Source organism: Pseudomonas sp. G.S.17 (assembly GCF_038096165.1).
In the GTDB taxonomy this organism is placed as follows: Bacteria; Pseudomonadota; Gammaproteobacteria; order Pseudomonadales; family Pseudomonadaceae; genus Aquipseudomonas.
The window spans coordinates 1,204,567-1,217,114 of sequence record NZ_CP151076.1 but is presented as its reverse complement, the minus strand read 5'-3'; the positions used below and the strand labels follow the sequence as shown (position 1 = coordinate 1,217,114).

At 60.0% G+C, this 12,548-nt stretch carries 13 protein-coding genes; 5 read left to right on the top strand and 8 right to left on the bottom strand.

The annotated features are described in order from the left end of the window. Window positions 1–160: 160 nt before the first annotated feature. Together AABC73_RS05490 and AABC73_RS05485 are read right to left on the bottom strand one after the other, a co-directional pair. Window positions 161–1,338 (bottom strand): IS3 family transposase gene (locus AABC73_RS05490; protein ID WP_341522770.1). Its coding sequence is split into 2 segments (ribosomal slippage): window positions 161–1,065 and window positions 1,065–1,338, totalling 1,179 coding nucleotides; the frame shifts between segments, so codons are not numbered across the junction. Window positions 1,339–1,458: 120 nt separating this feature from the next. Beyond that, window positions 1,459–2,358, bottom strand: coding sequence for a DMT family transporter (locus tag AABC73_RS05485; protein WP_341522769.1), 900 nt, complete (start codon window positions 2,356–2,358; stop codon window positions 1,459–1,461). Between the two features lie 134 nt (window positions 2,359–2,492). On the opposite strand from AABC73_RS05485, the gene AABC73_RS05480 reads away from it, so the two are divergent. Further along, on the top strand, window positions 2,493–3,362 hold the full coding sequence (locus AABC73_RS05480) for an AraC family transcriptional regulator (protein ID WP_341522768.1): 870 nt from the start codon (window positions 2,493–2,495) through the stop codon (window positions 3,360–3,362). A gap of 12 nt (window positions 3,363–3,374) precedes the next feature. Here AABC73_RS05480 and AABC73_RS05475 read toward each other — a convergent pair whose 3' ends face one another. From AABC73_RS05475 to AABC73_RS05465, 3 genes are read right to left on the bottom strand one after another with little or no spacing between them, the layout of a single operon-like run. Continuing rightward, window positions 3,375–3,707, bottom strand: coding sequence for a DUF3325 domain-containing protein (locus tag AABC73_RS05475; RefSeq protein ID WP_341522767.1), 333 nt, complete (start codon window positions 3,705–3,707; stop codon window positions 3,375–3,377). After that, window positions 3,707–5,314 (bottom strand): PepSY-associated TM helix domain-containing protein, encoded by a 1,608-nt coding sequence (locus tag AABC73_RS05470; RefSeq protein WP_341522766.1) that lies wholly within the window; start codon window positions 5,312–5,314, stop codon window positions 3,707–3,709. The genes AABC73_RS05475 and AABC73_RS05470 overlap by 1 nt, the downstream gene beginning before the upstream one ends. After that, window positions 5,311–5,664, bottom strand: coding sequence for a DUF3649 domain-containing protein (locus AABC73_RS05465; protein WP_341522765.1), 354 nt, complete (start codon window positions 5,662–5,664; stop codon window positions 5,311–5,313). Before AABC73_RS05465 ends, AABC73_RS05470 begins: the two co-directional genes overlap by 4 nt. A 244-nt stretch (window positions 5,665–5,908) precedes the next feature. Between AABC73_RS05465 and AABC73_RS05460 the strand changes: the two genes are divergently transcribed. From AABC73_RS05460 to fecA, 3 genes are all read left to right on the top strand, one after another. Next, the gene (locus AABC73_RS05460; RefSeq protein WP_341522764.1) at window positions 5,909–6,412 is read left to right on the top strand and encodes a sigma-70 family RNA polymerase sigma factor; all 504 of its coding nucleotides are present in this window, start codon (window positions 5,909–5,911) and stop codon (window positions 6,410–6,412) included. Further along, window positions 6,409–7,386, top strand: coding sequence for a FecR family protein (locus AABC73_RS05455; RefSeq protein WP_341522763.1), 978 nt, complete (start codon window positions 6,409–6,411; stop codon window positions 7,384–7,386). The genes AABC73_RS05460 and AABC73_RS05455 overlap by 4 nt, the downstream gene beginning before the upstream one ends. A 225-nt stretch (window positions 7,387–7,611) precedes the next feature. After that, on the top strand, window positions 7,612–9,969 hold the full coding sequence (gene fecA / locus AABC73_RS05450) for a TonB-dependent Fe(3+) dicitrate receptor FecA (protein ID WP_341522762.1): 2,358 nt from the start codon (window positions 7,612–7,614) through the stop codon (window positions 9,967–9,969). Window positions 9,970–9,971: 2 nt separating this feature from the next. On the opposite strand, the gene AABC73_RS05445 is transcribed toward fecA, so the two are convergent. Continuing rightward, window positions 9,972–10,340 carry a hypothetical protein gene (locus AABC73_RS05445; RefSeq protein WP_341522761.1) on the bottom strand — a complete coding sequence of 123 codons (369 nt, stop codon included), beginning with the start codon at window positions 10,338–10,340 and terminating at the stop codon, window positions 9,972–9,974. A 163-nt stretch (window positions 10,341–10,503) separates the two neighbouring features. Here AABC73_RS05445 and AABC73_RS05440 point away from each other — a divergent pair, with 163 nt between their 5' ends. After that, window positions 10,504–10,932, top strand: a complete 429-nt coding sequence (locus AABC73_RS05440) for an HPF/RaiA family ribosome-associated protein (RefSeq protein ID WP_341522760.1) — start codon at window positions 10,504–10,506, stop codon at window positions 10,930–10,932. A gap of 103 nt (window positions 10,933–11,035) precedes the next feature. Here AABC73_RS05440 and AABC73_RS05435 read toward each other — a convergent pair whose 3' ends face one another. Both AABC73_RS05435 and AABC73_RS05430 read right to left on the bottom strand, forming a co-directional pair. Next, complete coding sequence (locus AABC73_RS05435; protein ID WP_341522759.1) at window positions 11,036–11,998, bottom strand: FecR family protein; 963 nt, start codon at window positions 11,996–11,998, stop codon at window positions 11,036–11,038. Next, the gene (locus AABC73_RS05430; protein ID WP_341522758.1) at window positions 11,995–12,540 is read right to left on the bottom strand and encodes a sigma-70 family RNA polymerase sigma factor; all 546 of its coding nucleotides are present in this window, start codon (window positions 12,538–12,540) and stop codon (window positions 11,995–11,997) included. The genes AABC73_RS05435 and AABC73_RS05430 overlap by 4 nt, the downstream gene beginning before the upstream one ends. Window positions 12,541–12,548 lie beyond the last annotated feature (8 nt).

Genomic DNA, 12,548 nt, shown 5'->3' with positions numbered 1-12,548 from the left:
CCTGCTTGGCGAGAAGCCGCAGAACCTGGTTAATCCGCAGGTCTGGAAGGGCTAACTGTCATTTGTGGGAGCAAGCTTGCTTGCGAAGGCGGCTTTCCAGCCAAGTGGTGACCTTGCCCCCGAGAAACGTATCCCTTAACCCAGCGTCCGGGTTGAGTATCTAAGGTTGCAGCATTTGCCAGTTCTTTTCGTATTGCACCGGACTTACGTAAAGCAGTGTTGAGTGCAGGCGATCCTGGTTGTACCACAGCAGCCAGTTCATGACCTCGTCCTTGGCGGCGCGTCGGGTTTTGAATTTCAGACCATGCAGGCGCTCCACCTTCAGCGAACCAAACACGGTCTCGCTGCACGCGTTATCCCCGCAGTTACTACGTCGACTCATGGAGCTGGCGATCCCGTAGGCCAGGAGAGTATTTCGGAAGTCGAAGCTGGCATATTGGCTTCCGCGGTCGCTGTGAAACAGTAGTCCTGAGTCATTTCGCGGGTGTCGTTTGAACCAGGCCATGCGCAGCGCATCAATCACCAGGCTGCTTTTCACCCGCTCATCCATCGACCAACCCACGATCTGACGGCTGAACAGGTCGATAACGACGGCCAAAAATAGCCAACCCTCGTCGGTCGGGATGTAGGTGATGTCGCCAACCCAAGCCTTGTCAGGCTCTGTCACCGCGAACTGACGATCCAGTAGGTTGGGTGAAATAGGCAAGTCATGGGCGCTATCCGTAGTGACCCTGAAACGCCGCTTGCCCTTGCCGTAAATCCCGTGGAGCTGCATCAGCTTCTGCACACGCTCCTTGCCGACACGAACACCGTCAGCCAGCAAACCCCGCCAGATCCGAGGCCAGCCGTAGCTGCCACGGCTGCGGGCATGAGCGACGCGGATGTGCACGAGTAATGCGGTGTCGCTGACCCCTCGTCGAGGACAATTGGCTGCACAGCGGACTTGGTGGTCGTGAAAGCCGGTAGCACTGACGCCCAGCACCCTGCATTGCACGCCAATAGGCCAGAGACGCCGATGATCAAAGATGAACGCGTACTTCAGCTGGATGCTTTTGCGAAGTACGCCGTCGCCTTTTCCAGAATGTCGCGCTCCATCTTGACGCGCGTCAGCTCGGCTCGCAGACGGCTTATCTCCATCTGCTCGGGAGTGACAGGCTTGATGTCAGCGCCGGTCAGTCTGCCTTGGCGATGAGCCTTCACCCAGTTGAACAGAGTTTGGTCAGACATACCCAGAGAACGGGCAGCGGCAGCAAGCGTCAGGCCGGTATCAACCAGTCGCACGGCCTCAAGCTTGAACTCGAGGGTGTATTTAACGCGGTCTGTCTTGGACTTAGTCATGTCGTATCCTTGCGGCTATTGAGATGCCTGGCAAGGGATACGTTTTTCAGGGGCAAGGTCAGGATGTGCTGGATGTGACTGGCCTATTCGCGAGCAAGCTCGCTCCCACAGGTCATCCGTTTACACCAGCCTCCCCACCTCAGGCATCACTACCTTCGCCTTCCTGAACACCAACACATTCCCCAACATCACCAACACCAGCCCCATCAACGCGGGGGTGGTCCATTGGTAGCCTTCGGCGAAGGCCGAGATGTTCAGCGCCACGATCGGGAACAGCACGGTGCAATACGCGGCGCGTTCCGGGCCCATGCGGCCGACCAGGGTCAGATAAGCGGTAAAGCCGATGACTGAGCCGGGAATCACCAGGTACAGCAACGAGCCGATATAGCGCGTGTTCCATTCGAAGGTGAACGGCGTGCCGCTGAGCAGGCAATACAGGCTGAGCATTGCCGCGCCGTACAACATGCCCCAGGCATTGGTGGTCAGCGGGCGCAGGCCGGCTTTCTGTTGCAGGCTGGAGAGCATGTTCCCGGCAGAAAAACACAGCGTACCGAGCAAGGCCAAACCCAGACCGATCAGGGTTTCGCGGCTGGCGCTGTGCCCGGACAATTCCGGCCAGAACAGGCATGCCAGACCGATCAAGCCTAGCGCGCCACCGGCCAGCACATTACGCGCAACTTTCTGCTTGAAGAAGATCCGCGCATTGAGGGCGTTCCACAGCGTCGAAGTGGAAAACACCACGGCGATCAAACCGCTGGGAATCCATTGGCTGGCGGTGTAGAAACACATGAAGTTAACGCAGAACAGGCACAGCCCCTGAGCCAGGCAAATCAACTGGCCGCGCCGATTGACCGGTTGCAGGCGACCGCTGAGCAGCAACATCGCAAACAACACCAAGGCCGCCAGACCGAAGCGATAAACGATCGACACCGGAATAGCCACGTCGCCCAGTTGCAGTTTCAAGGCAATCCAGGTGGTGCCCCAGATCAGCACGGTAAGCAGATAAAGCCAGATGTTCATGACGCGACTCCTGTTTGAGCCGTCAGTCTGCGGCGCGGCCGGTGTCGCCACTTGCATAAACTTGCGCATTTGATGCTGACAAGGCTGGCAGCAGACGAGCCACGGAGTAGGATGCGAGGCGTAGAGGACGCGTTATGCCAGCCATCGAATCCATCCAGGTCTTCCAGGCCTTGAACAGTTCACCCAATGCCCGACTTGAGCAGAGCGCCGCGCTGGGCGACGGTTTGGTCGCGGCGTTATGGAACAACCGGCACGACGCTCAGGAATATCACGCGCCCAGTCATCACACCTTGTCGTGCTATATCGACGGCGGCACCGGCACCTTTCGACGCGACCAGCCGGATCAGAAAGGCAGCCCGGATAAACTCTGCACGCTGCCCGCCGGACACGAATCGGCCTGGGTAATCAACGGCGAGATTCGTCTGGCGCACCTTTATATAAGCCCGGAACAGTTCGCGTTGAGCTGCATCACCCTGCTCGACCGCGAGCCCCGCGAGTTGCAGTTGCGGGAAAGCACCTTTATCGACGACGCCGAACAGGCCCGGCGCTTTCGCCAGTTGATCCAGCTGGACTGGAGCGAACCCGGCGAGCGCCTGCGCACCAGCAGCCTGGCCCACGACATGCTCAGCCACGCGATTCTCGGTCAGGTCGGGCTGCGCGAAGGCTTGCGCCTCAAGGGTGGATTGGCTCCGCATCTGCGTCGGCAACTGGTGGAGTTCATCGACGCGCACCTTGCTGATCCGCTGAGCCTGGGGCAACTGGCCGGGATCTGTGCGTTGTCCGAATACCACTTCGCCCGGATGTTCCGCGAAAGCTTCGGCCTGCCGCCCCATCAATACCTGCTGGCCCGCCGCATCGCCCACGCCCGCCACCTGCTGCGCTCGACGCGCCTGGCATTCGGCGATATCGCCCTGGACTGCGGATTTGCCAGCGCCAGTCATTTCAACAACCGTTTCAGGCAGATTGTCGGAGCTACGCCGGGAGAGTATCGGGGTGCGTTTTGAGACGAGACGGACTCAACTCCACAACTGACTGGCTGCCAGAAACGGAGTGAGCAACAGCCCCGCCGCCGCCAGCATCAACACCAGTTTCGGTCGATACGGGATAAGGAATAACAGGATCAGGGCGCTGGTCATCAACGCCGTGCACCACTGCACCAGGCCGATGCCCCAACCCGCCGCGCTGATTGCCGGCCATAACGAGAGAATCAGCGCCAACCAGCCCGCCACACGTAACGAGCGTCCGCGCGTGATGCTGAGTTTGCTGTGCAGCAACTCGCCGTAATGCTTGGTCATCGACAGGCACAGGCCGGTAAATCCCAGAAAACACAACAGGCTTGCCAGCAGCATCAGCGGGCCTCGCCTTCAAAGTGCGGGGTATCGACGCTTTGCTGCTCGCGGCGCTTCAGCGGTTTTGCGGTTTCATCGATAGCCAGCAGCGGCGGGGTCGGGCGAAACTTGCCCGCGGCCCAGGCCAGGAACAGGCCGGTGGCCAACGCGGTCAGGTCGAAGCCGAGCAGCACCCAATCGCCGTGGGCCAGAGAATCCAGCAGATAACGGCCGCTGGTCACGATGTCCAGCAACGGCAAACCGGCATACAGAAACGCCCCCAACGCCAACTGTTCGCGCCAGGCGTTACGCCCGCTGCGCAATGCAGCGTGCAGCAGGGTCAGTCCCCAGGCGATAAAGAACATATTGATCTCCCAACCGCCGCGTCCGGGGAAACTCACCGGCAACAGGCGATTGGTCCAGAAGAAGCTCGCCACGGCGATCATCAGGCCGCCCATACCGGCGATATTCAGCACTTCCACCAGCCGCAATTCGAACGGCAGTACACCGGTTTTCTCGTGTTTGACCCGACGTTTCTTCAGCCACATCACCAGCCCGGTGCCGATCATCGCGGTGCTGGCAATGCCGAAAATGAAGTACATCCAGCGCAACAGCGGCCCGGCAAAATGCCCCATATGCAGCCCGTAGAAACCGCCGGAAATCAGCAACGGCGCTGGACGCTCGACGGCAGTAGATTGCAATGCGCCCGTGATGCCGTTGAAGGTCAGGCCAGCGCCGGGATCGTGAACGATGCTGTCCGCGCCACTGGGAAACAGCACCACCGTGGCATTGGCATCACCGGGATTGTTCACCGTTAACCGGCCGATATGCCCGCCGGGCATTTGCTGATCGGCTGCTTTGAGCATGGCTGGCAATGCCGCCAGCGGCGCCGGAACGCCCGCCGGCTTGACGTTTTCAGAGGTCGGAAACAGGTCGGCAAAAAACGCCTGAGTATCTTTGCCGTAGCTGGCGACGATGCTCGCCGGCATGACCATCGACATGAAAATCACCAGGCTGCTGTAAGTAATCATCAGGTGAAACGGCAACGCCAGCACGCCGATTGCGTTATGTCCATCAAGCCAGGAACGCTGGCCTTTGCGCGGGCGAAAGGTGAAGAATTCCTTGAAGATTTTCTTGTGGGTGATGATCCCGCTGATCAGCGTGATAAACATCAACATCGCCGCAGCAGTGGCCAGCCAGCGACCCCAAGGGTGCGGCATCTGCAACTGGAAGTGGAAACGGTAGAAGAACTCGCCGCCGCGACTGTCCCGCGCCTGCACTTCGGCACCGGTTTGCGGATCGAGGTTTTTCTGCACGAAAGTCCCGCGCTGTCCCGGCTGACTCGGCGCCTGCCACATCACCCCAAGCTTGGGATCGCGCTCGTCTGGCAAATTGATAAACCAGCGCGACGCACCCACGGCATTTTGCTGAAGATACGCCTGGGCAAGCTCGGTGCTGGCCTGGGTGTCCAACGCGCGCACGGGAATTTCCGGCTGGGTCCAACGGGTGATTTCGGTCTTGAAATAGGACAGGGTCCCGGTGAGGAAAATCGCGAACAGCAACCAGCCGAACACCAGACCGATCCAGGTGTGCAGCCAGGCCATGGTCTGCCGGAAACCTTCCCTCATATCAGCCACCGCCCGCAGGCAAACGCGGCGCCCAAAAGCGCGCTGGGCAGCAGAACGCCGATCCAGGCCTGCCACGCGGTACGGCAGGCAAAACACCAGAGCACGACCACCAGATACGCGAGAAACGACAGCAACATGCCGGTGATCACCGCGTCAGCGCGGGCCATCGGCATCCATTGGCTGACACAGACGCTGGTCAGCGCCGCGACCAGATAGCCGCCGAACAACGCCGCCAGAATCCGCGAAGTCACTGCCAGCCGATATGCCAGCGACAGCGCCACGCCTTTGCTCGGCCGGGCTTTGCTCTTCGCCCGCGCGCTGCTTTGCGAGCGGGTCTGCTGATCAGCCATGGCTGCGCCGTCCATCAACGAAACTCAGTTCGGAGCGGGCACGACACAAGGTGTCTGCGGTCATGGAGCGGCATGGCGGGTTCCTGATTCGGGATCATCGAGTGCGACGGTTCGTAGCCAGGTGCAGGAAGCGTCACGAACCGATATACGAGCAGATCGCAATATTAATGATAAATATTCTCATATGCAAAAGAGTCTGACAGAATCTGCGCAATTATTGATTCATCGCGGACTGCAGTCGCTCATGCCCATCGCCCACTACGCGCCCAATCACACCGTCGAAGGCCTGTATAACGCCCATCACAACTGGCTGACGACCTGGTTACGGCGCCGACTCGGCTGCCCGCATAGCGCGGCGGATCTGGCCCAAGACACCTTCGTCAAGGTGCTGCTGGCCCGGGACACGGCACAGATCATTGAGCCACGCGCCTTTCTGACCACGATTGCCAAACGCGTGCTGTGCAATCACTACCGCCGCCAGGATCTGGAACGCGCTTATTACCAGACGCTGCTGGAAATGCCGGAATGTGTCGCGCCTTCCGAAGAAGATCGGGCGATCATTCTGGAAACCCTGCTGGAGCTGGATCAGCTGCTCGATGGCCTGCCTATTCTGGTCAAGCGCGCGTTCCTGCTGGCGCAGATCGACGGCCTGAGCCACGGGGAAATCGCCGGGCAACTGGGGATTTCCATCGCCACGGTCAAACGCCATCTGCACAAGGCCGCCCTGCGCTGCTATTTCGCTCTATGAACCAGAACGCCGAATCCCTGAACAAATCCGATATTCCTGCGCCGATTGCCGAGCAGGCGGTGAGCTGGCTGATTGAAATGCAGAGCGGCACGCTCGAACCGCGCCGTCAGCAAGCCTGGCAACTCTGGCTCAACGGCAATCCCGAACATCAGCGCGCGTGGGCGCATATCCAGCGGGTCAATCAGCGCTTGAGCGGTTTGTCCTCGCCGCTGGCCCACGCCGCGATCAATGCGCCGAAGTCCAGCGGACGGCGTCAGGCTTTGAAGCTGTTGCTGTTGTTGGGCGCCGGCTCTGCCGCTGGCTGGGGTTTGCGCGAGCAGGCGGTGCTGCAACCGTTGCTGGCGGATTTCCACAACGGCATTGGCCAGCGTCGCAAGATTGCCCTGAGCGACGGCAGCCAGCTGCACCTGAACAGCGCCAGCGCGGTGGATGTACGTTTTGATGCCCAGCAACGTCTGATCAAACTGCTGCAAGGCGAGATCCTGCTCACCGCCGCCGACGACCCGCGCCCGCTGCTGCTGACCACCGCCGAGGGCAGCATTCGCCCGAACATGGCGGGCAGCCGTTTCGACGTGCGGCAACTGGACGGCCGCAGCCAGATCGCGGTGTTCAGCGGCGCCGTGCAGCTAAAGCCCGACAACTTTCCGGGACCGGGCTTGCAGTTGCAGGCGTCACAACAAGTCAGTTTCGGGCGCAATTCCTGGGATGCGATTCGCCCGCTGGACGCCAGCAGCGGCGCCTGGGCCGATGGCATGCTGGTGGCGGCGCACATGCGTTTGCAGGACTTCCTCGGCGAACTCAGCCGCTATCGACGCGGCCATCTGAATTGCGACGCCAAAGTCGCCGACCTGCTGATTTCCGGCAGCTACCCGCTGGCCGACAGCGAACGCATTCTGGACCTGCTGGAAGTCGCGCTGCCGGTTCGGGTCAAGCGCTTTACCCGGTATTGGGTAAGCGTCGAGGCGCGGGTTTGAATCCGACCATTGCGAATCGCGAACCCGTAGGACCGGCTTCAGCCGGGAGAGCACTTTCCGAACCGAAGAAATACTGCCGATGTACCGGCCTCTTCCCGGATAAATCCGGTCCTGCAAGGTTGAGTCGCGCCCGGCGAAAATCTTTGCAAACCCAGTGAGCCGTTTTGCTCATCTCGCGTGACAGACAGGAAAAGCACCTTAATCGTCTCGCCAAAGGACTCCTGCATGTCAGCCCGCCCAAGTCGTGTTTCTCCCCTCGCCCGCTCGTTGCGCCATATCCTGTTTGGTGCCGGTTTGTCCTTGAGCGCTCTGCCGCTGGTGCAGGCGGCGGAGGTTGCCAGCAAGCCTTATCACATCGCGCCGAGCGCACTGGAAACCGCACTGAACCAGTTCGGTCGGGAAGCAGGCGTGCTGATTTCCTTTGGCTCGCAGATCACCAACGGCTTGCAGAGTCGCGGTCTGGAAGGCCAATACACGCCGGAACAAGGCCTGGCCGCATTGCTCGAAGGCACCGGCTTGCAAGCGCGGGCCGATGGCCAGGATGGCTTCACCTTGCAACCGGTCAGCGTTGCCCAAGGTGAAGGTCCGGTTGAGCTGGAAGCGTCGACCGTGGTCGGCGACTGGCTCGGCGAGGCGCAGCAAATCAACGTCTTCGAGCACCCCGGCGCGCGGGATGTGATCCGGCGCGAAGAAATCGAACGCTCCGGGGCCAGCACCGCGCGTGAAGTGCTCAACCGTATTCCCGGCGTCAACGCCCCGGAAAACAACGGCACCGGCAGCCATGACATGGCGCTGAACTTCGGCATTCGCGGGCTCAATCCGCGCCTGGCCTCGCGCTCCACGGTATTGATGGACGGCATCCCGGTGCCTTTCGCGCCCTATGGCCAGCCGCAGTTGTCGTTCGCACCGATCAGCATGGGCAACATGGATGCCGTCGACGTGGTGCGTGGCGGCGGCGCCGTCAGATATGGCCCGCAGAACGTTGGCGGGATCGTCAACTTCGTGACCCGCGCCATCCCCGATGCGCCAACAGTCAAAGGCGGCTTCCAGACTGAAACCAGTCCGTCATCCAGCCACGACGGCTTCAAGACCACCGGCAATCTGCTGGCGGGCGGCACCGCCGATAACGGTCTGGGCGGCGCGATTCTGTATTCCGGAGTGCGCGGCGGCGACTGGCGTGAACACAGCGACACCGAGATCGACGACCTGATCCTGAAAGGCAAATACCAGATCGACGAAGCCAACAGCCTCAACGCCATGGCGCAGTATTACGAGGGCAACGCGAAAATGCCCGGTGGCCTGAACGTCGCCGATTACAAGGCTGACCCGTATCAATCGACGCGCCCCAAGGATGAGTTCTGGGGCCGTCGCACGCTGGTCAATTTCGGCTATCGCTACGAGCAGGACGCGCGGGTGTTCACCACCAATACGTTCTTCACCAAGACCTTGCGCAGCGGTTATCTGGATCAAGGCAGCTTCGTGTCCCTGTCGCCCCGCGAATACTGGGTGCGCGGTTTGGAAACCCGCTTCTCCCAAGGCTTCGCGCTGGGTGAAAGCTGGAACGAAATCGGCGTCGGCTATCGCTACATCAACGAAGCCGGTCACGAATTGCGCTATCGCACGCCGTCTACTTCCAACGAGCTGCCCAGCACCGCCAGCCGCAACGACCGGGACACTCGCGGCGCAACCGAAGCCCACGCGATCTATATCGACGACCGTATCGATATCGGCAAGTGGACGTTCACGCCTGGCATTCGCTACGAAATGATCGATTCGGCGCAGACCAACAACCTGACCAACGTCAAATACCAGGGCGATTACAACACCGCGCTGCCTGCACTGAACGCGCTGTATCACCTCACCGATACATGGAATCTGTACGCCAATACCGAAGGTTCGTTCGGCAGCGTGCAGTACAGCCAGATGCCGAATCGGGTAGCCGGCGGCGAAGTGAAGCCGGAAAAAGCCCGCACCTGGGAACTCGGTACGCGCTATGACAACGGCAACTTGCGCGCCGAGATCGGGGCGTTCCTGATCAACTTCGACAACCAATATGAAAGCAACCAGACAAACGACACGGTGATTGCCCGAGGCGAAACCCGGCATCAGGGCATCGAGACCAGCATCAACTATGCGTTGAATGGTTTGAGCCCGGCGCTGGCCGGTTTCGATGTGTACGCCACGTATGCGTATGTCGACGCCAGCATCCGCGAAGACGGCCCGAACAAAGGCAACCGCGTGCCCTTCTCGTCCAAGCACAAAGGCACCTTGGGCGTGGCGTATACCGAAGGGCCGTGGAAGCTGAATCTGGACAGTTCGTATCAGAGCGACCAGTTCGCCGACAACGCCAACACTTCAGCGGAAAGCGCCGATGGCAGTACTGGCAAGATTCCCGGCTACATGCTGTTCAGCACCCGCGCTGGCTACGATTTCGGTCCACAACTCAATGACCTGAATGTCGCCGTCGGGGTGAAGAACATACTCAATCACGAATACTTCACCCGCTCGTTCGACGACAACAACAAAGGCAAATACGTCGGCGAACCACGCACGGTGTATGTGCAAACGTCCGTGGCGTTCTGACCTCAGGCGAGGTTCAAACGATTCGCGAGCAAGCTCGCTCCCACAAGATGAACTGTCATCCGTGCAGACTGGGAGCGAGCTTGCTCGCGAAACCGTCGGTATCTGCGCACAATCACCACCGATACGTAGCACTCGCCTGCACGGTGCGTTGCGAGCCATACCAGCACCAGGAATAGTAAACGCAGGATCTGGTTGAGGCTCTGATCTTTGGTGACCACGGAAATCGATTGCGGGGTTTCGATCAAGGCCGAATCGGTCTTGGTGCCCAACAACAGGGCGTGACATGAACGATCCTTCACTGTGAAACCAGGTTTTCCATAGCCATAACGGACATACGGGAAAAACAGACAGTGAATGAGAGCGATATGCATTCAAAGCCTGACGATTATTTTTTGCGGCGAAATATTTCTTTCTCAATGGGGTTGAATTGTTCCTGCATAGGCGCCAACACTGTGAATGAGCGCAGACGAAATGAACCAGTCAACCGGTCGTGTCGTCCGATCTCATACGAGCAAGCCTTATAAGGGAAGAACTATGCAAATCCAGGTCAATTGCGATAACCACATCGAAAGCAGTATTCGACTGGAGGAGTGGGTACGTACCACCGTTGAAAGCACGCTCGAACGCTATGACGAAGATCTGACTCGGATCGAAGTTCACATCCGTGATGAAAACGGTGACAAGCCCGGCCCGCACGACATGCGCTGCCAGATGGAAGCCCGACCAAAAGGTCATCAACCTATTTCCGTTACCCACAAGGCCGATACGCTGGATCAGGCCGTAGATGGCGCAGCTATAAAACTCGACCACGCCCTTGAACATCTTTTTGGCAAACTGCGTACCAAACGTCCGGGCGCTCCCGTGATCAATGACGCAGAACAGGAATCGGTAAACCCGGACGCCCTGCTGCAAGAAGAATTTCTGGAAAAAGAGCAGGCTAAAGACACCGCCCTGCTGGGATGATCCAAACCGTTAGCTGAACCATTCAGCAACACTATAAAGAAGGGCGGGGTCGCCAAAACGACCCCGCCCTCTTTCGTTGTGCACTGCTCCTCTTGAGCCTTGCTTATTGGGCCGGCTTGACCCAGACCAGCAGATCGGTGAAATGCTCGACCTTGATCGGTAGGTTGTCAGCCAGAGTCGCTAGCGCAGCGTCGGTATCATCCAGCTTAAAGACGCCGGACACCCGCATCCCTTGCAGAGCCGTCGCATCGAACTGCAACAGCCCATGTCGATAATTCCCCAGCGCCTCCAGCACCTCGGCAAGCGGTCGGTCATCGACCTTGAGCAAACCGCGCGTCCAGGCCGCAGGATCTTCATTGCTGATCGATTGCGGCGTCTGCACCAGCCCATCCTTGAGCCTGGCCTGCTGACCGGCGCTGACCCGCACCGCCACGGAACTGTTGGCGTTGGCGGCGATGGCGGATTCCAGCACGCTGACCTGCACCGCGCCGTCCGCCCCACTACGCACCAGAAACCGCGTGCCCAGCGCTGTAATGGTGCCCTGATCAGTGCGCACCACAAACGGTCGTTGCGGATCCTTGGCGACCTCGACCCACACCTCACCGCGATGCAAGTCGATCACCCGCCGCCGCTCGTCGAATTCGACGTCTATCGCGGAGTCACTGTTGAGCTGCAAATGGCTGCCGTCGGCCAGGGCGATCTCGCGGCGCTCGCCAACGTGGGTGCGCTGATCGGCCATCCAGATGGGTGCCTGGTCGAAACTGAACCAGGCCAGCGCCAGGCTGCCGCATAAAGCAATCGTCTGCAGATAGCGCCGGGAAGACTTGCCCGGCGAACGCGCGAAAGCCTGGTCCAGAGCCATCCGTGCCGGAGCCGTCGGCAACTGCTCGAAACTGCCCCACAAGGATTGCATGCGCGCCACGGCCAGGAAGTGTCGGGGATCTTCCTGGCGCCAGGCATTGAAGGCCTGGCGATCCGCCGCCGTGACCCCGTCGTCGTGCAGCAACGCCAGCCAGCTCGCGGCCTGGCCGATCATTGCTTCGGTCGGCTCGTACTCGGCGCTCATGACAGGTGGCCCGAACCATGCAGTGCTTTGTAGCAATGCACCAGCACGCTGGCCATGTACTGTTTGACCATGCTGCTGGAGACACCTGACACCGTGGCGATTTCGCTGTAGGTCAGGCCGTCCAGGCGATTGAGCAAAAACGCCTGACGCGGCTTGGCCGGCAAACCCTCCAGCATCTGGGCGATTTTTTCCAGGATCTCCAGGGCGGCATGAATCGCTTCCGGACTTGGAATAGAGGCTTCATCGGCATGCAGCGCCAGAGCATTAAGGTAAGCGCGCTCGACCTTGCGCCGCCGTCCACCGTCGATCATCAGGCGCGTGGCCGTCGTCGTCAGGAAGGCGCGAGGCTCCTTGAGATTTTGCGGCTCGGCCAGGGTCAGCACCCGAATGAACGCGTCATGGGCCAGATCGGCAGCGCGTTGCGAGCAGCCGAGTTTCTTACGCAGCCAGCTGTGCAACCAGCTGTGATGGTCGGCGTAGAGTTCGGAGATTTGCCGCTGACGGCTGATCAGATCGCGATCAGATGCGGAGAAGTCGTGCATGTGTCAAT

Coding starts and splice junctions, on each gene's coding strand:
- AABC73_RS05430 (WP_341522758.1), bottom strand. CDS start 12,540: ATGCACGACTTCTCCGCATCTGATCGCGATCTGATCAGCCGTCAGCGG.
- AABC73_RS05475 (WP_341522767.1), bottom strand. CDS start 3,707: ATGCTGCTGGCAAGCCTGTTGTGTTTTCTGGGATTTACCGGCCTGTGC.
- AABC73_RS05445 (WP_341522761.1), bottom strand. CDS start 10,340: ATGCATATCGCTCTCATTCACTGTCTGTTTTTCCCGTATGTCCGTTAT.
- AABC73_RS05455 (WP_341522763.1), top strand. CDS start 6,409: ATGAACCAGAACGCCGAATCCCTGAACAAATCCGATATTCCTGCGCCG.
- AABC73_RS05485 (WP_341522769.1), bottom strand. CDS start 2,358: ATGAACATCTGGCTTTATCTGCTTACCGTGCTGATCTGGGGCACCACC.
- fecA (WP_341522762.1), top strand. CDS start 7,612: ATGTCAGCCCGCCCAAGTCGTGTTTCTCCCCTCGCCCGCTCGTTGCGC.
- AABC73_RS05440 (WP_341522760.1), top strand. CDS start 10,504: ATGCAAATCCAGGTCAATTGCGATAACCACATCGAAAGCAGTATTCGA.
- AABC73_RS05480 (WP_341522768.1), top strand. CDS start 2,493: ATGCCAGCCATCGAATCCATCCAGGTCTTCCAGGCCTTGAACAGTTCA.
- AABC73_RS05470 (WP_341522766.1), bottom strand. CDS start 5,314: ATGAGGGAAGGTTTCCGGCAGACCATGGCCTGGCTGCACACCTGGATC.
- AABC73_RS05460 (WP_341522764.1), top strand. CDS start 5,909: ATGCCCATCGCCCACTACGCGCCCAATCACACCGTCGAAGGCCTGTAT.
- AABC73_RS05435 (WP_341522759.1), bottom strand. CDS start 11,998: ATGAGCGCCGAGTACGAGCCGACCGAAGCAATGATCGGCCAGGCCGCG.
- AABC73_RS05465 (WP_341522765.1), bottom strand. CDS start 5,664: ATGGCTGATCAGCAGACCCGCTCGCAAAGCAGCGCGCGGGCGAAGAGC.